The 20,593-nt window shown below is 26.7% G+C and carries 27 protein-coding genes and 2 tRNA genes; 13 read left to right on the top strand and 16 right to left on the bottom strand.

Features of this window, described 5'->3' with window-relative positions; genetic code table 11:
* Positions 1–14: 14 nt before the first annotated feature.
* The 15 genes from AVBRAN9331_RS02880 to AVBRAN9331_RS02810 are packed head-to-tail and all read right to left on the bottom strand — an operon-like array spanning position 15 to position 10,392.
* A complete protein-coding gene (locus AVBRAN9331_RS02880; protein WP_214116893.1) occupies positions 15–1,259 on the bottom strand; it encodes a homoserine dehydrogenase in 1,245 nt (414 codons plus the stop codon).
* Positions 1,259–2,053 (bottom strand): hypothetical protein, encoded by a 795-nt coding sequence (locus AVBRAN9331_RS02875; protein WP_214116895.1) that lies wholly within the window; start codon positions 2,051–2,053, stop codon positions 1,259–1,261. The genes AVBRAN9331_RS02880 and AVBRAN9331_RS02875 overlap by 1 nt, the downstream gene beginning before the upstream one ends.
* Positions 2,053–3,078, bottom strand: a complete 1,026-nt coding sequence (locus AVBRAN9331_RS02870) for a hypothetical protein (RefSeq protein WP_336612358.1) — start codon at positions 3,076–3,078, stop codon at positions 2,053–2,055. The genes AVBRAN9331_RS02875 and AVBRAN9331_RS02870 overlap by 1 nt, the downstream gene beginning before the upstream one ends.
* Positions 3,071–3,757, bottom strand: coding sequence for a TrmH family RNA methyltransferase (locus AVBRAN9331_RS02865; protein ID WP_336612357.1), 687 nt, complete (start codon positions 3,755–3,757; stop codon positions 3,071–3,073). The genes AVBRAN9331_RS02870 and AVBRAN9331_RS02865 overlap by 8 nt, the downstream gene beginning before the upstream one ends.
* Positions 3,754–4,566 (bottom strand): 16S rRNA (cytidine(1402)-2'-O)-methyltransferase, encoded by an 813-nt coding sequence (rsmI, locus tag AVBRAN9331_RS02860; RefSeq protein ID WP_336608367.1) that lies wholly within the window; start codon positions 4,564–4,566, stop codon positions 3,754–3,756. The genes AVBRAN9331_RS02865 and rsmI overlap by 4 nt, the downstream gene beginning before the upstream one ends.
* Positions 4,566–4,766, bottom strand: coding sequence for a 50S ribosomal protein L31 (gene rpmE / locus AVBRAN9331_RS02855; protein ID WP_214116903.1), 201 nt, complete (start codon positions 4,764–4,766; stop codon positions 4,566–4,568). The genes rsmI and rpmE overlap by 1 nt, the downstream gene beginning before the upstream one ends.
* 57 nt (positions 4,767–4,823) lie before the next feature.
* Complete coding sequence (locus AVBRAN9331_RS02850) at positions 4,824–5,483, bottom strand: 16S rRNA (uracil(1498)-N(3))-methyltransferase (RefSeq protein WP_214116905.1); 660 nt, start codon at positions 5,481–5,483, stop codon at positions 4,824–4,826.
* The gene (locus tag AVBRAN9331_RS02845) at positions 5,467–5,856 is read right to left on the bottom strand and encodes a hypothetical protein (protein WP_214116907.1); all 390 of its coding nucleotides are present in this window, start codon (positions 5,854–5,856) and stop codon (positions 5,467–5,469) included. Before AVBRAN9331_RS02845 ends, AVBRAN9331_RS02850 begins: the two co-directional genes overlap by 17 nt.
* 12 nt (positions 5,857–5,868) lie before the next feature.
* Entirely contained in the window at positions 5,869–6,255 is a 387-nt protein-coding gene (locus AVBRAN9331_RS02840) for a hypothetical protein (RefSeq protein WP_336606707.1), read from the bottom strand.
* Positions 6,255–6,833, bottom strand: a complete 579-nt coding sequence (locus AVBRAN9331_RS02835) for a 6-pyruvoyl trahydropterin synthase family protein (protein ID WP_336612356.1) — start codon at positions 6,831–6,833, stop codon at positions 6,255–6,257. The genes AVBRAN9331_RS02840 and AVBRAN9331_RS02835 overlap by 1 nt, the downstream gene beginning before the upstream one ends.
* A complete protein-coding gene (locus AVBRAN9331_RS02830; protein ID WP_336612355.1) occupies positions 6,830–7,561 on the bottom strand; it encodes a 7-carboxy-7-deazaguanine synthase QueE in 732 nt (243 codons plus the stop codon). Before AVBRAN9331_RS02830 ends, AVBRAN9331_RS02835 begins: the two co-directional genes overlap by 4 nt.
* Positions 7,561–8,529, bottom strand: coding sequence for a GTP 3',8-cyclase MoaA (gene moaA / locus AVBRAN9331_RS02825; RefSeq protein ID WP_336612354.1), 969 nt, complete (start codon positions 8,527–8,529; stop codon positions 7,561–7,563). The genes AVBRAN9331_RS02830 and moaA overlap by 1 nt, the downstream gene beginning before the upstream one ends.
* 9 nt (positions 8,530–8,538) lie before the next feature.
* Positions 8,539–9,051: a helix-turn-helix domain-containing protein gene (locus AVBRAN9331_RS02820; RefSeq protein WP_214116919.1), complete on the bottom strand. Its 513-nt coding sequence runs from the start codon at positions 9,049–9,051 to the stop codon at positions 8,539–8,541.
* Positions 9,041–9,529, bottom strand: a complete 489-nt coding sequence (locus AVBRAN9331_RS02815) for a hypothetical protein (protein WP_214116920.1) — start codon at positions 9,527–9,529, stop codon at positions 9,041–9,043. Before AVBRAN9331_RS02815 ends, AVBRAN9331_RS02820 begins: the two co-directional genes overlap by 11 nt.
* Positions 9,529–10,392 carry a UbiA-like polyprenyltransferase gene (locus AVBRAN9331_RS02810; protein WP_336607881.1) on the bottom strand — a complete coding sequence of 288 codons (864 nt, stop codon included), beginning with the start codon at positions 10,390–10,392 and terminating at the stop codon, positions 9,529–9,531. The genes AVBRAN9331_RS02815 and AVBRAN9331_RS02810 overlap by 1 nt, the downstream gene beginning before the upstream one ends.
* 56 nt (positions 10,393–10,448) lie before the next feature.
* On the opposite strand from AVBRAN9331_RS02810, the gene miaA reads away from it, so the two are divergent.
* Positions 10,449–11,318 (top strand): tRNA (adenosine(37)-N6)-dimethylallyltransferase MiaA, encoded by an 870-nt coding sequence (gene miaA / locus AVBRAN9331_RS02805; RefSeq protein ID WP_336612353.1) that lies wholly within the window; start codon positions 10,449–10,451, stop codon positions 11,316–11,318.
* Between the two features lie 52 nt (positions 11,319–11,370).
* Here miaA and dnaJ read toward each other — a convergent pair whose 3' ends face one another.
* Entirely contained in the window at positions 11,371–12,462 is a 1,092-nt protein-coding gene (gene dnaJ, locus AVBRAN9331_RS02800; RefSeq protein ID WP_214116926.1) for a molecular chaperone DnaJ, read from the bottom strand.
* Positions 12,463–12,540: 78 nt separating this feature from the next.
* On the opposite strand from dnaJ, the gene AVBRAN9331_RS02795 reads away from it, so the two are divergent.
* The 12 genes from AVBRAN9331_RS02795 (at position 12,541) to AVBRAN9331_RS02740 (ending at position 20,593) form a co-directional block, all read left to right on the top strand.
* Positions 12,541–13,212: a response regulator transcription factor gene (locus AVBRAN9331_RS02795; RefSeq protein ID WP_214116928.1), complete on the top strand. Its 672-nt coding sequence runs from the start codon at positions 12,541–12,543 to the stop codon at positions 13,210–13,212.
* Positions 13,212–14,432, top strand: coding sequence for an ArsS family sensor histidine kinase (locus tag AVBRAN9331_RS02790; protein ID WP_214116929.1), 1,221 nt, complete (start codon positions 13,212–13,214; stop codon positions 14,430–14,432). The genes AVBRAN9331_RS02795 and AVBRAN9331_RS02790 overlap by 1 nt, the downstream gene beginning before the upstream one ends.
* Positions 14,429–14,992, top strand: a complete 564-nt coding sequence (locus tag AVBRAN9331_RS02785) for a recombination protein RecR (protein WP_214120267.1) — start codon at positions 14,429–14,431, stop codon at positions 14,990–14,992. Before AVBRAN9331_RS02790 ends, AVBRAN9331_RS02785 begins: the two co-directional genes overlap by 4 nt.
* Positions 14,985–15,644, top strand: a complete 660-nt coding sequence (locus tag AVBRAN9331_RS02780; protein WP_239803062.1) for a hypothetical protein — start codon at positions 14,985–14,987, stop codon at positions 15,642–15,644. Before AVBRAN9331_RS02785 ends, AVBRAN9331_RS02780 begins: the two co-directional genes overlap by 8 nt.
* Positions 15,641–17,251 (top strand): protein-disulfide reductase DsbD, encoded by a 1,611-nt coding sequence (gene dsbD, locus AVBRAN9331_RS02775; RefSeq protein ID WP_336612352.1) that lies wholly within the window; start codon positions 15,641–15,643, stop codon positions 17,249–17,251. The genes AVBRAN9331_RS02780 and dsbD overlap by 4 nt, the downstream gene beginning before the upstream one ends.
* A 54-nt stretch (positions 17,252–17,305) precedes the next feature.
* Positions 17,306–17,719, top strand: a complete 414-nt coding sequence (gene ndk, locus AVBRAN9331_RS02770; protein WP_336612351.1) for a nucleoside-diphosphate kinase — start codon at positions 17,306–17,308, stop codon at positions 17,717–17,719.
* A gap of 1 nt (position 17,720) precedes the next feature.
* A complete protein-coding gene (locus tag AVBRAN9331_RS02765) occupies positions 17,721–18,071 on the top strand; it encodes a hypothetical protein (protein WP_267525052.1) in 351 nt (116 codons plus the stop codon).
* A 10-nt stretch (positions 18,072–18,081) separates the two neighbouring features.
* Positions 18,082–18,228 (top strand): 50S ribosomal protein L32, encoded by a 147-nt coding sequence (rpmF, locus tag AVBRAN9331_RS02760; RefSeq protein WP_214116941.1) that lies wholly within the window; start codon positions 18,082–18,084, stop codon positions 18,226–18,228.
* Between the two features lie 5 nt (positions 18,229–18,233).
* Complete coding sequence (gene plsX, locus AVBRAN9331_RS02755; protein WP_214150181.1) at positions 18,234–19,223, top strand: phosphate acyltransferase PlsX; 990 nt, start codon at positions 18,234–18,236, stop codon at positions 19,221–19,223.
* A complete protein-coding gene (locus AVBRAN9331_RS02750; protein ID WP_336612350.1) occupies positions 19,201–20,187 on the top strand; it encodes a beta-ketoacyl-ACP synthase III in 987 nt (328 codons plus the stop codon). The genes plsX and AVBRAN9331_RS02750 overlap by 23 nt, the downstream gene beginning before the upstream one ends.
* 234 nt (positions 20,188–20,421) lie before the next feature.
* Positions 20,422–20,497: transfer RNA gene (locus AVBRAN9331_RS02745), tRNA-Lys, on the top strand.
* Positions 20,498–20,517: 20 nt separating this feature from the next.
* Positions 20,518–20,593, top strand: a tRNA-Glu gene (locus tag AVBRAN9331_RS02740).

Below are 20,593 nucleotides of genomic sequence, written 5' to 3'. Positions count from 1 at the left end.
TATTAAATGAATTACTATTCTTCTATTCTTATTAAATTAATTTCATCTTTTACAAATTCTTGAACTTGTAATTCTTGCAATAATTTATTGATTTTTGCTTCATTTGCAAGATGAGTTGTAATAAAAATCGTTCTTGATTGATTTTTTGATGGGCGTTGCATTAGACTATCTATGCTAATTTCATTATTACTCATTAAACTTGTAATTTTATTTAAAACACCTATCTTATCATCTACACTTAATCTTAAATAATATTTAGAAGTTATATCGCAAGTTGATACTAAAGATACCACTGGTAATTCATTATATCCTAGCATTTTACGAGTTTTATTATCAGCTATTTGCATTAAATCGCTTAAAACAGCACTAGCAGTCTCAAGACTTCCTGCACCTGCTCCATAATACAAACTCTCTCCTAAAGCATTATCATTAAGTAAAATAGCATTCATAGAATTATTTACACTAGCTAAGATATGATTTTTATCTATTAATGTTGGATGAACTCTAATTTCTACCTTATCATTATTTTGTTTTGCAATTGCTAAAAGCTTAATTCCAAATTCAAATTCTTTAGCAAAATAAAAATCATCATTGCTAATCTTATCAATTCCTTGAACCAAAATATCTTCAGGTTTTATATTAACTCCATAAGCAAGACTTGCTAAAATGGTTAGTTTATGTGCTGCGTCCATTCCGTTAATATCTAATGTAGGATCAGCTTCTGCATAGCCTAATTCTTGAGCTTGTTTTAAGGCTATTTCATAACTTAAGCCTTCATTTTGCATTTTTGTAAGAATGTAATTTGAAGTGCCATTTAATATACCTTTAATACAATTAAATTTATTAGCACTTAAACCTTCTTTGATAATTTTAATAATAGGCACACCGCCAGCAACACTTGCTTCATAGCCAAAATATTGATTAGGCTTTAGCATATTTTCAATATCATAACGATAATAAGCAAGTAAAGCTTTATTAGCTGTTATTACATGTTTTCCTTTTTCAAGAGCTTTTTTAATGCACTCATAAGCAAATGTAGTCCCACCCATTAATTCACAAACTACATCACAATCGCTATTTAAAATATCTTCAAAATTACTTGTTTGAGTATAAGGACAATTTGCCTTATGCTCTCTTGTATAAACTAAAGAAATTTCTAATTTTTTGCCTAGTCTTTTTTGAATTAATTCAGAATTTGTTTTGATTAATTTTGCTACACCACTAGCAACCGTTCCATACCCTAATAAAGCTATTTTCATTACATTCCCTTTATATTCAATCCTAATCTAATATTTTCTAGCGTAAAAGCATCTCCTACTATCATATAAGCACACATTTTAGGAACTGCTACATTCAATTCTTTAAAATTATTTTCACTTTTATAAGTTGAAATAAGATTTAAATTCTTATCCAAAAATTCAATCTTTGGATACCAAATATTATTTAAATTTCTATCAATTACGAGCTTAGAAATATTATTCACTTTTATAAAATACGCATCAAGTGGTTTAGTAAGCTCTAATAAATCGCCTTTATTTAATTCAAAATCAGCTTGTATATTTGCTCTGCTAAAATCAAGTTCATAACTAAATTCATTCTGATTTCTTCTAGCATCTATTATATATACCCCTGTCTTTTTTAAAGCTTCGTATAAAGCACCTGGGTCTATACTAAATTTTGAATTAATCGTAAAAGCAACACTAATTTCATCATTATTTTTTACATATTCACTAACTAAATAATAATTAATTCCTATTTGCTCATAAGCTTTTGTAATAGCCTTTAAAAATATCCCTGCTTTTGCTTTTGCGCTAAATTTAATTTGCATATTTGTAGCGTTTGAATAAGCATAAGTTAATAAAGAATTCATTTTTAAAACTTGAGTAATTGCTTTAATATTTGGCATATTTCCTTGCATATAAGACCCGCTAGGAAATAATAATCTAAGCTTTGCATCTTTACTATCGTCATTTACTAATTTTGAAGCTATTTCATAAGAAGAAGTAGCATATGAAAAACTAGCTAATACAAATAAACATATTAATTTTTTCATTATTTTGCCTTATCTAATTTTGTATATTCTTTTTGACTTAAAAAAGTAACTTTTCCATCTTTAAATAAAATATATCTAGCATCATTTGTGGTAGGTAATTCTATCTTAGAACCATCTAATTCAAGGGTGAATAAGTTATTACCAACAAAAATTAAAGAGTCTTGAGTAAAACTAGCACTTTTTACTATCATATAATTTTTAGTTTCTTTTGTTTTTAAATTCTTAACACTAACCCAAACCTTAGAATTTGGACTTAATAATAATTTATTATCTTTTTTAATCTCTACTTTAGGCTCTATAATCTCTGCTTTTTCTTCTTTAATTTCATTAGCTTTTACTTCTTGAACTTTAACTTCTTGAGTTTTAATCTCTTGTGGTTTTATTTCAGGAATAAGCTCTACTTGTGCTGGAATTTGAATTGTTTCTTCTTTTGTATTGATTTTACTCTCTTCTAAATTTTCAGGCTTTTTATCTTCTTTTACTTCTTCAGGCTTTTTCTCTACTAAAGGAGTAGCTGGTTTTATTTCTTCTTTTACTTCTTTAATAGGTTCTATTTGAGTTTTGGTTTGTGTAGAATTTTCTTGCTGATTTACTTGCAATTCTTCTATTGGTTTTTCTTGAGTTGTGGTATTTTCTACTACTTCTTGAGAATTTTCATCATAATAATTAAAATAATAAAAAACCCCAGCTATTACAATAATAGTAGCTAAACTAAGATATATAAAATAAGCTAAATTACTATTTGATTCCTTATCAGAGTTATAACCCATTACTTTAGGTTTTACTTTTAAAGAATTTTTTTTGTCCTTAAAATGATTGTTTTTATATTCATTATATTCATTTAACCATTCGCTAAAATCAATATTATATTCACGCTCTAAAATCTTTATATTCATTGCAATATTAACACTACTTAAATTCTCATAATCTTTATTAATTATTGCTTTAATTCTAGCTTCATCTAAGTGAGTTTTTAAAGCTATTTCTTTAACAGAAAAACTTTTTAAATAATCTACTTCATTCATTTATCATCCTATCGCCTAAAATAGCAAAAGCATTACTAACATTTAGGCTATCAAAATTATTTTTCATAGTAATTTTTACTTCTTCATTACAAGATTTAATAATCTTAGAACTAAGTCCATTACCTTCGCTACCCATAACTAAAACCGATTTTGTAGCATATTTTATTTTATTATGCTCTTTAGCATTTTCTGAATTATTTGCAGCATAAAAGCTAAAACCAACTTGCTTAAATTCATTAACCAAGCTTAAAATATCCTTAGTAAATGCTAAATTTAATTCAAGTAAAGCACCAGCACTAGAACGCATAACTGCTTCTATATTAATATTATTTCCTGAATGAATAATCCCATCAAACCCTAAAGCATAAGCACTTCTAGCAATTGAGCCTATATTTCCAACATCGCTTAATTCGTGCAATAAAACAATTTTTTCAAATTTTTTAAACTCATTTACATTTGCTAATTCGTATTCGCTAACTTTTGCTAAATAGCCTTGATGATTTCCACCCTTTGCCATTGCTTGAGCTTTAATAAAATCTAACTTATGGATTTTTTTGCCTAATTTTGTAATTTGTCTAAAGCTATCTTTATCTAAATCTTTTGCTAAATATATTTCTTCTATTTTTTCAGGATGTTTTGTAATATAGTGCATTAGCACTTGTTTGCCGTAAATTATCATTTTTCACTCTTTAATAAATTTTCATAATTTTGTTTTGGGCTAAGCCCATTTAATTTACTCAATAATTTCGCTTTATCTTTTAAACTTATATTAAGATTTAAAATATCTTGAGAATTTATATTAGAATTTGAAATAGAATTTTCATTATTTATAACCACTACCCATTCGCCTTTTAAATTCTCATTTTTTAAAATATTTGCTAGATTTTTAGCAGTATCTTTATAAGTTTTTTCATACATTTTTGATATTTCTTTAATTAAAAATAATTCTTTATCTTCATCAATTTTTGCAATATCTAATACTAAATCCAAAATCCTTGTAGGAGCTTCATATATAATAGTTGGATAGCTTTGGTTTAGAGCATTTTCTATTTGAGCTTGACGATTTTTTTTGATATTTAAAAATCCTAAAAATATAAATTCCTTATCAGAAAACCCACTTGCAACAAGTGCAGTAATAGCAGCATTTGCACCAGGCAAAACACTATATTTTATATAATTTTCTTGAGCATATTTTACTAGTGAAATTCCAGGATCACTTATGCAAGGCATACCTGCATCACTCAAATAAGCTATATTTTTAGAAAAATCAATTTTAGAAAAATCAAAATCTTTTTCATTGTGTGAATGTAGTGATATGAAATTATTTATATTAAATTCTATATTATATTTACTACTTAATAAATTAAGTAAAGCCTTACAAACTCGCACATCTTCACAAAAAATTAACTCGCAAACTTGTAAGACTTCTAAAGCACGATATGAAATATCGCCTAGATTTCCTATTGGTGTAGGAACGAAATAAAGCATTATTGCATTGAATATTTTTTCTTAAACTTCTCAACTCTACCTGCAGCATCTACGATTTTTTCACTTCCTGTGAAAAATGGATGACAACTTGAGCATATATCTACTCTTAATTCTTCTTTATTTGATTTAGTTACAAAAGTATTTCCACAAGCACAAGTTACAGTGCATTTTTTATAATCTGGATGAATGTCTTTTTTCATAATATTTTCCTTTTTGGCATAAATAAAGCTGTGATTGTATCTTAAATTACATTAAATCTACATTAAAATTTTTGAACTTATGCTTATAATAGCCGTTTTTGCTTTTAAAATATTTGTAATTTTTAAACCTTGAGTTTTAAATAAATTCCTTTCTTTTTCACTAAAACCACCTTCAGGGCCAATTACATATAAACAATCTTTATTAAACTCGCATAAATCATTTTTATTAAAATCAATTAAAACAAAATCATTATAAAGTTTTTTAAGTTCGGCTAAATTATTTAAAATTGTGATTTTTAAAATATCAGCCCTAGCACATTGTGAGCTTGAATTATGCAAAATCTTTTCAAGTTTAGCTAATTTTTTATCATCAAATTTATAAGATTTTTGAGAAAAATCTGTATAAACTAAAAATAATTCTTCTAATCCTAATTCATTTAAATAAGGTGCAATTTCAAAAATACTATCAATTTCTATCATAGCAAGTGCAATTTTTACACCACTTTTATTTGCTTTAAATTCACATTGTTCTAGCATTTTTAAAATGATTTTATTTCTTTGCATAAATATTATTTCATATTTATACAAAAACCCATCTAATCTACTGATATTTACTATATTTCCTATTTGTTCTCGTCTAGCTTTAAAATGAGATACTAATTCACTATCTAAAACAATTTCTTCACTACCTGCTAAATCATTAAAATAGTAAAACATTGTTAAATCCTGCAATTAAAATAGCAAATAATTTTATTAGCTCTAAAAATAAACTTAATTTTTTAAATTTTAAATATTCTTTGCTTTTTCTATATTTTTTAAATTTAATAAATTGAAATATAGAAATTCCTAAAATTAAAATAACAGCAAATAGCATTAAAAATCTAAAATCATTAAAGCCTTTCATAGCTTCAATAATAATGCCTGTAAAAAACACACAAACAATTATCGTATAATAAGCAGGCAAAAGCACTCTGATTCTAAAAATATATTTATGAATGTCCTTTAAATATTGTGAAAAAACAAAATATAAAAGTTCTAAAATTATTAAAATATATACAAAAAACAAATGCACACTTATAAAATCACTCATTAAAAACTCCGATTAAAATAATAAAGAATTTGTAACACCAGCAAATATGATTAAAAATATTTTTAATATCTCAAAAACAATACTGAATAATTTAAAATTAAAGCTTTTTTTTGCTTTTTTTATCTTATTAAAAATTACAAGCTGTCTAATGCTAAGATAAAAAATCAAAATCCAACTTAAAAATAAAAAAATCTTAAAATTAAAAAATGCCTTAGTAGCTTCAATAAACATACCACTTAATAACACCAAAACTAAGGCTATAATTTGTATTGGACTAATAATTGAAATTCTTGAAATAAATTTATTAATATCCTTACAACATTGAGAAATAAACAAATAAGAAAATTCTAAAGCTACCAAGCAATACACAAAAAACATATGAATGCCAATAATACTCATTAAACTTCCTTTGGATTTATAAAAATCTCATTATTTTTAATTTTTTCAAATAAATTTGTATCACTAAAATCTTCTAAAATTGCCTTAGAAAAAGTTATTTCATTTAAATTAATTCTAGGCTCATCATTATAAAAAGCATCATCATATTCACATTCAGCCCAGCCTGTTCTAGTCTCATTTAGTCTGATTTTATCTACTCTTACATTCTCATCATTGTGCATTTTTGAATTTTGTAAAATCTTAGAAATTAATATAAAAAACACTATGCTAAGATTTTCTGCACTGATATTACAAGGTAGTTCAACCCACCTAGCTGAATGCTTTTTAATATCATTTACATACTCTAAATCATCGTATTTATAAATACAAGTGCTATGGTCAAACGCATCTATTATTTGCTTAATATTTCCTTTTAAAAGCCCGAAATCATAAACCATTCCCGCTTTATCAAGAGTATTTGCATATAAAATTAATTCTAATTTATAAGAATGTCCGTGAATGCTAGTTTTACATCTTTTTGAACTACAAAACCTAACTATATGAGCATTTTCAAACTCAAATAATTTACCTATTCTCATACACCCTCCAAATCATCATAAATTCTAATATGTATCCTATCTGTATAATTAAAGCCATTTTTAATAGCAAATTCTAAAACGCTCTTAGCATTCGCTCTTAATTCATCATTAGTAGCACCCTTTGGCATTAGATAAAAATTAGCGTCTTTATAAGCATTTCTTAATTCAAATAATTCTTGATTATCTTCTAAATCCGCTTTATCTAAAACGATTTTAAAAAATGCTTGTTTTGATTGCTTTAAAATTGAATTAATTGCTTCATAATTTATTCTTTTTTCCTTTGGCATTTTGCTATTTGCAAGTTTTACTCCCATTGCAAAATAACAATTTTTATAAAAATCGTATTCTTTTAAACAAATACTAGCATTAGTCTCAAACTGCACTAAATATTCATTTTTTACCAAATATTCTAAAAGCTCTATAAATTTAGGATTTTCTTGATGAATTAAAGGCTCTCCACCAGTAATTACTATCATAGGTTTGTGCTTAAATGATTTGATTTTTTGAATTGTAATTCCTGTTTCAAATTCCTTATACTCATCGCTAAATTCATTAGTATAAACAGCTCTTAAAGTATCGCAACCAATTAATGTTTTATTATTTTTGCTCTTAACAACTCCAAATCCATAGCAAGAGAAATTGCACCCCGCAAAACGGATAAAATAAGCAAGCCTTCCTGCAAATATCCCTTCACCTTGAATACTTAAAAATTCTTCAACTAATTTCATCATCCACCCGTTTGTGAAAACGACCTAGCAGAGCTTTTATTATCTTCTTCGCTCCACTTATTTTTCTCAGGTTTGTTTTCTAAAACCGTATTTAAAATCTCTAAAGCCTTATTAATATCTTTATTTCTTAAAGCCTTTTTAATACTCATAGCTTCATCAAAATAAAGGCAAGGTATCAAAAATCCTTCCGCACTAAGTCTTAAACGATTGCAGCTATCACAAAAATCGTGCTTGTGTGGATTAATCACACCAAATACATAATCTAACTCATTAATTTTATATAAACTAGCAGGAGAATTTGGCTCTTTCTCAAGTGCATTTATGCTAAATCTTTGCTTGATTTTATCTAGTATTTCAGCTTCTCTTAATCCACATAATTGTCCGTAAGCGTGTTCGTTTTCCATAAATTCAATAAATCTTATTTGAATATTTTTATCTTTGCAAAACATAATCAAATCAATTAATTCATCTTCATTAATACCCTTTAAAGGAACGCAATTAATCTTTACTTTTAACCCTACTTTTAAGGCTTCTTCTATACCTTCTAAAACTTCTTTTAAAATATCTTTTTGAGAGATTAATTTTGCTCTTTGTGGCACTAAAGTATCAAGAGATACATTTATTCTTACAAGTCCTGCTGCTTTTAATTTTGCTGCTTGTTCTTTTAATAAAAATCCATTAGTTGTAAGTGCTAAATCCAAATCGCTCTTATAATCAATTAGCATTTTTATGAATTTATCTAAATCAGCTCTTACAAGTGGTTCTCCACCAGTTAAACGGATTTTATCTACACCCTTATCCATACATAATTTTGCAAATAAAAATAATTCTTCATAGCTTAATAAATTTTCTTTAGGAACCCAATTAAAAGGAACTTTTGGCATACAATAAAGACAACGGAAATTACATCTTTGAGTAAGTGAAATTCTTAAATAATTTATCCTTCTTCCATACGAATCAATTAACATTTTTAGTCCTTATAAACTTTTTAAAATAATATTAATTGCTTGTGGGCTTTTGTTTAGAAGTAATGCTATTTCTTCTACGCTTTTACCATCTCCAAAAAGTTTTAAAATCTGCATTCTTTCAGCGTCTTCATTAGGACTTAGCCTAGTGATTGGCTCGTTTGCAAGTTCTAAATTTGCAATTCTACTATCTTGGTTTTTTGTAACTTCTTGAATACTTTCTTGAATAATACCTAAATCACTATTTAGCTCATTAATTCTTTCATCAATAATTGAATGTATTAAAAACTCACAATTTTGCATAATATTATCATTAAAATCATTTTGTTTAGCGTTATTTATCTCTGCTAGTTTTAATTTTTCTACATCTTTTTCAAGTCTATGAATAGATTTATAATTCTCATCAATAGCCTTTAAAACCCCATCTAATTTATCATTTAAATCTCTAAAACTAAGTCTTACATAAACAAATAATAAAACTATAAAAATTATAAATACAATATAAATTAATAAATCAATCCCCATTTTTTTCCTTTTTAATATTAATTAAATTCCTTTGAATATCAGCTACAAATAAATTAAGCCCTTCTGTATCATATCTTTTAATTTGAGTGATTTTAAAAGTATGCTCATCAATTGCACTAACAAAACAAGATATAGTTCTATCAACTAAAACAAGCCTTGCGTAATATGTTTGATTAGGTTTTAAACTATCTTCAACACGAATATATTCATAATTTATTGAATTTGAATAAGTGCTATTATCTAATTTTATAAATTCATCTTTTTTAAGATTTTTAATTTCTAATAAATCTTTTTTAATATCACAAAGCATTTCAAAAAACAATTTATCTTCAGGATACATATCCATTTTACTAGCTCTGTGCCTATAATCTTGTAAAGATTTATGATAATTAATAGCATTATATTCTTGTAAAAATCTATCTTCTAATTCTTCACATTCTTGATAATCAATTCTAAATCTTGCTTCATACATAATCATTAGCCAACCTTTAAATCTATTATAAAAAATATCAAAAACACTATGCTAACAATAGCATTTATATCAAAAAAAGCTCTTTCTATTTTTTCTGTATTTTTTCTCACTATAAAATGCTCTATTATTAATAAAATTCCTACTATTATCAATCCTAAAAATCCATAAAATCCAGCATTTACACTAACTAAAAAAACAAACCAAAACAAAAATGCAATCAAATGAAAAATCGCAGCTATAAATAAAGTAGCCGTTTTACCAAAACAAGATGGTATAGAAAATAAATTATTTGCTTTATCAAATTCTAAATCTTGCAAAGCATACAAACAATCAAACCCAGCAGTCCAAAAACAAACCGCAAAACATAAAGCAATAGAATAAGCACTAATAGAATTTGTAAGCACAATTTCACCTGCTACACAAGCAAATCCTAAAGATAAGCCTAAAATAATATGAGCTAAATAAGAAAATCTCTTAAATAAAGAATAAGAACCAAGTAAAGCTAAGGCAAAAAAGCTAAGATAAAAGCAAGTAGTATTTATAAAATATGCTAAAAGCACGAAAATTACAGCATTTGCGATTATAAATAAAACCAAATTCCCACGCCCTACTCTACCATCTACACTAGGACGATTTTTTGTCCTTTCGTTTAAAATATCAATATCAGCATCAAGCAATCTATTAAGTGCCATTGCGTAATTTCTAGCACAAACAGCACAAAAAATAGCTAAGATAAAATTAAGCCAAATTGATGATAGGCTTAATTCATATAATTTTATAGCGCTAAGCATTGAAATAATTAAGAAAGGTAAAGCAAAAATACTATGCTTAAATACGATTAATTCTAAAATGTTTTTTAATTTATTCATAACTCTTCCGTTTTTAATCTAGTTTATAATATTTTAATTAAGATTTAAGGATAAAGATGAAAAAAATTGCTCTCATAGGAACAACTGCAAGTGGCAAAACAAACCTAGCTCATAAACTTGCTAAAGCTTCAAATTCTATAATTTTAAGCCTTGATAGTTTATGTCTTTATAAAGAATTAAATATTATAAATGCCAAGCCAGATAATCAAATGCTAGAAGAGATTAAATACTTTGGAATAAATCTAATTAGCGTAAATGAAAATTATAATGTAGGGCTTTATTTTGATGAATACAAAAAGGCTTTAGAATTTGCAAAAAATAATGAAAAAAATCTAATCATAACAGGTGGAAGTGGATTTTATCTAAAAGCAATGCTTGATGGATTAAGCCCTAAAATTAATGATATTAATCATAATTTAAGCCTTGATGAAATCTATAATCTAATGCTAAAAATTGATAAGAACTCAAACATATCAGCAAATGATACTTATAGGCTAAATAAATGGTATAGTATTTATAAAAGCACAAATGAAATTCCTAGCCTTTGGCTAAAAACAAATACTCAAGAAGCACTTATTAAAGAGCTTAAAATATACGATATTTTATGGAATAAAGATATTTTAAACGAAAGAATTAGGCTAAGGACTAAACAAATGCTTAGCTTAAATGCTTATGATGAAGTTATAAATTTATATAAGATTTATGGTGATACAAAAGCATTAAACTCTATTGGAGCTAAAGAAATAATTGATTGTTTTAATCAAAAAATATCTAAAGATGAATTAGAAGAATTAATCACAATTCATACAAGACAACTAGCAAAAAGACAAAGGACTTTTAATAAAAAATTTAATACAAAAGTTTTTAATATAAAAAGCGAAGAAGATTTGCAAAACGCATACGAAAGTATTTTAAGCTCACTTTAATAAAAATATTTTTAATCCAAATTCTAAAAAAGAATTTGAATTAAAATAAAAATTATTTAAACCAAGATTTAATAGTATCAAATATCCCGTGTTGTTGCTCTTTAGCATCATTTTTGATACCAAAACTCTCGTTTAATTTTTCTAATAATTCTTTTTGTTCTGCATTTATATGTTTTGGATACATAATGCTAAGTTGGACAAATTGATCCCCTGTTCTTCTTGTATGATGGTTTTTAACACCTTCGCCACTAATTTTTACAAGTTGTTTATCGCTTAAGCCAAATGGAATTTGAATACTAGCTTCTCCTCTAATAGTAGGCACAATGATGGTAGAACCTAAAGCTGCTTGGGTAAATAAGATTGGAACATCTATATAAATATCATCACCTTTTCTAACAAACCTATCATCTCTTGCTACACGAAGTTTTATATACAAATCAGAACGCTCATTAGAATTAATCTCATTTCCTTTATTAGAACATTTTAAAGTTACTCCGTTATCAACTCCTTCAGGAATAGTTACTTCTAATTCTTCTTTTTTATTTTCTTTTCCACTACCTTGACAAGATGAACATTTATCTTTTACTACTTTACCTTTACCGCCACACACATCACAAGTGCTAACCATTTGGAAAAAGCCTTTTCTAATAGCTATTTTGCCCTTGCCATTACATCTTGAGCAAGTAGTTGTAGTTTTACTTGCCGAGCCTGTTCCATCACACTTAATACAATTTGCTTTATAAGAATAATTAACTTTCTTTTTACAACCAAAAATAGCTTCTTTAAAACCTAATTCAAGAGTAATAAATAAATCTTCATCAATTTCTTCATCATCACTATCGCCAAAGCCACCAAAAATATCACTAAAAATATCACTAAAATTTGAAAATCCTTCAAATCCAAAGCCACCAGCACCTGAACCACCATTAAGACCAGCTTCGCCGTATCTATCATATCTAGCTCTTTTAGTGTCATCACTTAAGGTTTCATAAGCTACATTGATTTCTTTAAACTTTTCTTCAGCATCTTTATCGCCTTGATTTCTATCAGGATGATATTTCAATGCCAATTTTCTATAAGCTTTTTTAATTTCTTCAGAACTAGCATTTTTACTAACTCCTAGAATTTCATAAAAGTCACGCATCTTTTTCCTTTTGCAATTTATCATTTATAAATTAATTATTGTTAGAATGGAAAGACTTTAATAAATAAAGGTGAAAAAATGATTAATGTAATTATGATTGAAGACGAAGTGGAATTCGCTGAGTTGATTACAGAGTTTTTAGCAAGGTTTAACATAAAAGTTACAAATTACAGCACTCCTGCTGAAGGTTTAACTGCTAACTTTAGTAATTATGATTGTCTAATTTTAGACTTAACTCTACCTGGAATGGATGGATTAGAAGTATGCAAGGAAATTCGCAAGAAGTATGATATTCCTATTATCATTTCAAGTGCTAGAGGAGATACAAGTGATAAGGTTTTAGGACTTGGATTAGGGGCTGATGATTATTTACCAAAACCTTATGAGCCAACTGAATTGCAAGCAAGGGTATCATCACTTGTTAGAAGATACAAAAAAAGCTTACTACCACCTGAAGAAGAAGTAAGCACATTATTCAAAGTTGAGCATGAAAAACATGAAATTTACTATGATAAAAAACCACTAAGCTTAACACCGGCTGAATATGATATATTAAGTTATCTAGTGAAAAGACATAGCTATTCAGTATCAAGAGATGAGCTAGCTAATAGCTGTAGGTCATTAAGAGAAAAAGATAGCAAAAGCTTAGATGTAATTATAGGAAGATTAAGAAGTAAGATAGGCGATAGTTCAAAAGACCCTAAACATATATTCTCTGTTCGTGGTATTGGTTATAAGCTTCTTGGCTAATGCTGTTACACTCTATTCTTAGTAAGCTAATAGCAGTTTTTGCTATTAGCATTATACTTACTATTACAGCTATTATACAAATAACTCAATACTCCAATAAGGCTTTAAGAGCTGAAAGTATAAGTAGGCTTTATTTTGCAATATTAGCTATTAATAAATTGTATGCTAGTGGTGCTGGTGTAGAAATTGATAAATACTTACAAGATATTGATTTTCAAGAAATCACAGACAAGCGTTTTATGCGTGAGCTTTGCACAAGCAATGATAAGCCAATAGACCATAAAACTAATTTTGGACTAATTCAAGGAATTGTTTATAAAGACAAATATTATTTAAAACTCATAAATCAAAAAAATAATTCATTAAAAGTTTATGAAAACACCCACAATAATAATATAAATGATGGTTTAATTAAATTATTAATATCATTAATTATTATGATGTTTTTTGCTTCTTTAATATATTGTTATAATTTAATTCAACCATTAAAGGGTCTTACAAGACATATTAGGGATTTATCAAACGGAAAAAATAGCAATTTTTCTTATTATAAAAATGATGAAATAGGATTATTAACTAAAGAATTTAATAAAGCTACTAAAAAAAATAATGAATTGGTATTGGCAAGAAGATTTTTTTTAAGAGCAATTATGCACGAGTTAAAAACACCTATTGCTAAAGGAATGTTTGCAGCAACTATGCCAGAAAGCGAAAAAAATAAAAAAATCTTAATAAGTGTATTTAAAGGTATGAATGCTTTAGTAAATGAATTTAAGCAAGTAGAAGAAATATTATCTAAAAACCATGAAGTAGTCTTAAAAGAATATTCGTATTCATATTTATTAGAGCAATCAATCAGTGCTTTATATTTAGATAATTTACAAATTATTGATGTAAAAATGAACGAAGATAGAACAATAATAGTAGATGGAGCTTTATTTATAATATTGATTAAAAATCTATTAGATAATGCTATTAAATACTCAAGCAACCATAAGTGTATAATTGAATTTCAAAAAGACTATATTAATGTAAAAAACATAGGAGAAGAAAAAGACTTTAATACAGAAGAGTATTTTAAACCATTTGCAAGGGGTAATGCAGAGCAAAGTGGATTTGGATTAGGACTTTATTTAATAAAATATATTTGTGATACTCAAGGATTTGAGCTTAAATATTTTTACGATGATGGCTATCATAACTTTAGGATTATATTGTGATACATTTTGATAATTTATGCAAAAGCATAGGAAAAATTCAAGGAATTGGCAAAAAAACTTCTTTAAAAATGGCTTATTATTTGTGTTATGAAAATAAAAATTTATTAGAAGAACTAATGAATTCTTTAGAGAATGCTAAAAAAAATATAAAAGAATGTTCTATTTGTGGTTGCTTAAGTGAAAATGAACTTTGTGATTATTGCATAAATGATGAATTAGATAATACAATTTGCTTAGTAGAAAGCCCAAAAGATGTATTTTTTATAGATGAATGTAAAGTATATGAAGGTAGATATTTTATACTTTCAAAAACCAATGAATACTATTTAAAAAAATTAGAAAAAATGATTTGCAAATACAATACAATAGAACTGGTTTTAGCCTACACACCAAGCGTTAGCACGGATACGGTGTGCTTTTATTTAGAAGATTATTTTAAACACTACAATGTAAAAGTAAGCAAAATCGCTCAAGGCGTTCCAAATGGTATTAAAATTCAAGATATTGATATTCACTCTTTAAGTAGTGCAATTTTAAATAGGGTAAGTATTGATGGGTAAAAAAACTATTATATTATTTTCATTATTAGCCTGTATTAGCGTAATATTAAATAGCATAGATGTTTATATTACACTTGATAAAAACTATCAACTAAAAGACAATGAAGGCACTAAAAATATCATCGCAAAACAAGCAAAAGCAATAGTAGATAAAATAGATAATTATGCAAAAAATCTTCCAAATTCTTTAAATTATAAAGAAAAAATTAATCTAATCAAAAAAGAAATTAATACGATTAATTTTGATAATTATCAAGAAAAAGCCTATGCTTTTAATGAGTTAGGATTTTATATAGCTCATTATTCTAAGGACTATGAGCATCAAAATATTTTTTTAGAAAAAGACACAAATAATAAATTTTATATAAAAGAACTGCTAGCAAAAATAAAGGATGAAGGATATACAAAAGCTAATATTTTTTGGACTAACTACTCAATAAGACATATAATAACTTATATCAAAAAAGATAAAAATTTAAATGTATATTATGGTTGCACTATTGATTTAGATAAAATTAAAAACTTTAAAAAAATAAAGGCAAGTTATAACGATAAAGAAAAAATACTAATTATTTTTAGCACATTATTTATTATTTTTACAATCATATGTTTTACTCTTATACAATATAAAAAAACAAGGAAAAAACAATGAAATTTATTATAAATATTTTAATATTTTGCGTATTAGCAATTGCAAATCCACTACCACCAAATGAAGCATTTAAATTCCAACTTGAAAATAACTCTCAAGCAAATTTTATAAAACTTAATCTAAATCCTGATATTTACTTATATAAAAACGAAATAAAAGTCTTATTAAACAACGAAAATATCACAAATAAATTTGACTTAAGCAATGCGGTATTAAAGGATAATGTTGAAGTCTTTTACAATACTTTAGAATTTGATTTCCCAAATTTTACATTAAAAAATAATGACAATATTAAAATTTTTTATTTAGGTTGTTCTACTGAAGGATTATGTTATCAACCACTTGTAGCGTCTTTTAATTATCAAAATGATAAATTGGTTTTAGAATATGATAACAAAGAAGCTTTAAAACTAAAAAAAGAAAAACAATCTACACAAAATGAATATGAAAGCAAACTTTTAAATTCTTCATTTTTAATAAGTATTTTAACTTTTTTTGTATCAGGAATATTATTATCTTTAACACCTTGCACCCTACCAATGATACCTATAATATCTAGTATTTTGGCAAAAAGTAGTGGTAAAAATCCAATAATTTCAAGCATTATTTATGTATTAGGAATGGCTATTAGCTATACAATAGCAGGAATAATAGCAGCTTTAGTAGGAAGTGGAGTTCAAGTATTTTTTCAAAATCCAATTGTAATCATTCTATTTTCTTTAATTTTTGTAATTTTATCATTATCAATGTTTGGCTTATTTGAACTAAAAATGCCTAACTTTATTGTAAATAGCGTAAATAAAAAAAGCTCAAAATATAGTGGAATTATTGGAGTATTTTTAATGGGGGTCTTAAGTGCTTTAATAGTAGGACCTTGTGTAGCTGCACCACTTGCTGGAATTTTAATTTATGTAGCAAATAGCAATGATGTATTGCTTGGAGCTTTTTCATTATTTTTTATGAGTATAGGTATGGGAATTCCACTAATAGCGATTGGTTTTGGTTTTAAATTTATAACTGGTTCTTGGATGCAATATGTTAATAAATTTTTTGGATTTATTTTATTAGGAATAGCAATATTTTTCTTAGAAAGAATAATAAATGAGAATATCACAAATGTCTTATATGCCTTACTTGGTATTAGTTTTGTAGTATTTTTTGGCTTATTTGAAAATACTAAGAACAAATTCTTTTTATTTTTTAAAATTATTTTAGTTTTAATATTAGCTTATAGTTTTATATTATTAAACAAAACTTTTAATCCAAGTAATAATATTTCTCAACAGAATTTAGAATTCACACAAGCAAAAGAAAAATTAAATCTAAGTTCAAAAAATATTGTATATTTTACTGCTAGTTGGTGTGAGAACTGCAAAGTTATGCAAAATACTACTTTTAAAAATGAAGAAGTTATAAATGAGTTGAAAAATTACAATTTAATTAAAATAGATTTAACTAACCCAAACCAATTTGAGCAAGAAATGGCAGAGACTTATAAGGTTTTTGGACCACCAGTTTTACTTGTTTTAAACGATAAAGGCGAAGTGCTAAAACAAATAATAGGATTAGTTGATGCAAAAACTTTATTAAAAGAACTTAATTTTTAAAGCTTAAATTAATTTATTTTTGTATAATATGAGCTTTTATTTTAAGGAGATTTAATGCAAAGAACTTTATCAATCATTAAACCTGACGCTGTTAAGAAAGGTGTTATAGGTCAAATTTTAAGTCGTTTTGAAGCAAATGGCTTAAGAATTGCAGCTATTAAAAAGCTTTATTTAACAAAAGAACAAGCAGGAGAATTTTACTCAGTTCATAAAGAAAGACCATTTTATAAAGATTTAGTTGAATTTATGACTAGTGGTCCTGTTGTAGTATCTGTTTTAGAAGGCGAAAATGCAGTTGCTAAAAATCGTGAATTAATGGGAGCAACTAATCCAAAAGAAGCAGCTAAGGGAACAATAAGAGCTGATTTTGCTGAAAGTATTGACGCAAACGCAGTTCATGGTAGTGATAGTTTAGAAAATGCTAAAATAGAAATAGAGTTTTTCTTTAATAAACTTGAAATAAATTAAAATGAAAATTGCTTTTAGTAAAATTAATTCGGTAAAATACCCTTTTAAGTTAGATTTTGATAATTTAATATTAGAAGGCTTTTTAAAGAGAAAAGATAATAAAATAGTTACGCTAGACGCAGTTTTAGTAGGCAATGTAATTCATTATTGTGATAGTTGTGCTGCTGAAATTGAGATTGAAATTAATGAAAAAATTAATTTAGATTTGAGCGATGGTGTATTTAAAGATGAAGAAAACGAATTAAGCGACACTATGGAATTTTATGATGGTGAAATAGACTTAATTGAAGTATTAAAAAGCGAATTAGCTTTATATTTAAGCGATTATTTTTATTGTCAAAAATGTAAATAAGGAGAATAACATGGCAGTTCCAAAGAGAAGAGTTAGTAAAACAAGAGCAGCAAAAAGACGCACTCATTACAAAATTGAGCTAGTAAGACCGATTAAAGATAAAGATGGTAGTTGGAAATTACCTCATAGAATTAATCCAACAACTGGCGAATATTAATACCTATGATAAAAGTTGCTGTTGATGCTATGGGTGGAGATTTTTCTTTCCCCCCAATAATTAGTGGAGTTATAAAAGCGTTAAAAGAAAAAGATAATTTTAGCGTTATTCTAGTTGGAGATGAAGAAAAAATAAAAAGTCAAATTCCATCAGAATTATCAAATAGAGTTGAATTTGTTCATACTACCGATGTTTTTGATATGGATGAAAATTCTACAGATGTTTTAAAACGCAAAGACAGCAGTATTTATAAAGCAGTTGAATTAGTAAGAAACCACGAAGCAAATGCAGTTGTTTCGGCTGGGCATAGTGGTGCTACAATGAGCCTTGCAACCCTTAGAATAGGTAGAGTGAAAGGTGTTTTAAGACCTGCTATCGCAACTTTAATGCCTACTTTTAACGGCAGGGTTTTGGTATTAGATGTAGGTGCTAATGTTGATTGCGAAGAAGAAAATTTATTACAATTTGCAATAATGGGCGAAGCTTATGCAAAAGAAGTAATGAATATAAAAAATCCTAAAATTGCACTACTTTCAAACGGAGAAGAAGATTGCAAAGGAAACAAACTTACAAAAGACACACATAAATTATTAAGAGAACATTTAAGCAATTTTATGGGCAATGTTGAAGGCGGACATATATTTGCTGGAGAATGTGATGTGGTAGTTTGCGATGGATTTACTGGAAATATATTATTAAAAACTGCAGAAGGTGCTGTAGGCATTTTTGCTAAGTTGTTAAAAAATGAGATTAAAAAATCATCATTGTCAAAACTTGGTTATATGCTTAGCAAAGGTGCATTTAATGCTTTAAAACAGCATTTAGACTACGACCAATATGGTGGAGCTCCATTATTAGGAATTGATGGATGTGCTATCATTAGCCACGGAAAAAGCAATGAAGAAGCTATAAAAAATGCAATTTTTCAAGCTTTAAAATTTGCTAATTCAAATGTAAATAAAGTGATTGAAGATGAAATTAAAAGCTTGCATTAAAAGTATTGCTTCGTATTTACCAGAAAAAACACTAACAAATAAAGATTTTGAAAGTTTTTTAGATACAAGTGATGAATGGATATTAAAAAGAACAGGAATTAAGCAAAGATATATTGCTAGTGAAACTGAAAACACTAGCGATTTAGCATATAAAGCAGCTATCAAAGCTATACAAAGAGCTAAAATTCAAACTAATGAAATAGATTTAATAATAGTAGCTACATTAAGTCCTGATTATTTTACTATGCCATCAACTGCGGTAGTTGTAGCAAATAAACTTGGATTAAAAGGTGTAAGTGCATTTGATATAAGTGCTGCTTGTTCTGGATTTATTTATATGCTTGAGCTTGCTCGTTCTATGGTTGAAAGTGGTGCTAAAAAAAATGTATTAATAATAGGAGCTGAAAAAATATCTTCAATTCTTGATTATACAGATAGAACTACTTGTGTTTTATTTGGAGATGGTGCTGGAGCTTGCGTTGTAAGTGCAAGTGAAGGTAAAGGAATTATAGATATTCATACAGGAAGCGATGGAGAATTTAAAGATTTATTATGCACTAAGCGTTCAAATCAAACAAAACAATTAGAGCCTATTAAACTTGAAATGAAAGGCAATGAAGTATTTAAAGTAGCTGTTAAAACATTATCAGATGATGTGTCGTATTTATTAGATAAAAACAAACTTAAAACAAGTGATATAGATTTATTTATACCGCATCAAGCAAATCTTAGAATTATCTCTTATGTTCAAGAAAAACTTGGCTTAAGCGATGAGCAATGTGTTGTATGTGTTGATAAATTTGGTAATACTTCAGCTGCGTCAATTCCAATAGCTATCAATGAAGCTTACGAACAAGGTCGTTTAACAAATAGCAAATTAATGCTTTTAGATGCATTTGGCGGCGGATTTACTTGGGGTAGTGCTTTAGCTTATTTTGATGGGATTGATTATAAGAATTTATAAATTTCAAATCATATTACTATTTATAAAAAAATTTAATTAAGTATATTTTTGTTATAAAATCTTGAAAGTATATTTATTTAACTTATTAATTAAAATTTTTGCAATATTTTTATAAACTTTATTATTCAAATATTCTTTATTTTCAAGAGATTTAGTATAAATATTATAAATTATTTTAATATTAATTTTAATTTAAGTTTTAAAATGTATAATCCAAACTTATTTTTATTTTAAGTCTTGTTAGCTCAGCAGGTAGAGCATCTCACTTTTAATGAGGGGGCCGCTGGTTCGAATCCAGCACAGGACACCATTTTTTTGATCCAGGTTTGAGACCCTTTCGTCTAGTGGCTCAGGACGCCATTCTCTCCGTTTGGAAACGAGAGTTCAAATCTTTCAAGGGTCGCCA

It is taken from the genome of Campylobacter sp. RM9331 (genome assembly GCF_020137685.1).
Lineage (GTDB): Bacteria > Campylobacterota > Campylobacteria > Campylobacterales > Campylobacteraceae > Campylobacter_E.
The sequence above is the reverse complement of the archived record's forward strand: the minus strand, read 5'-3'. Positions and strand labels throughout refer to the sequence as shown.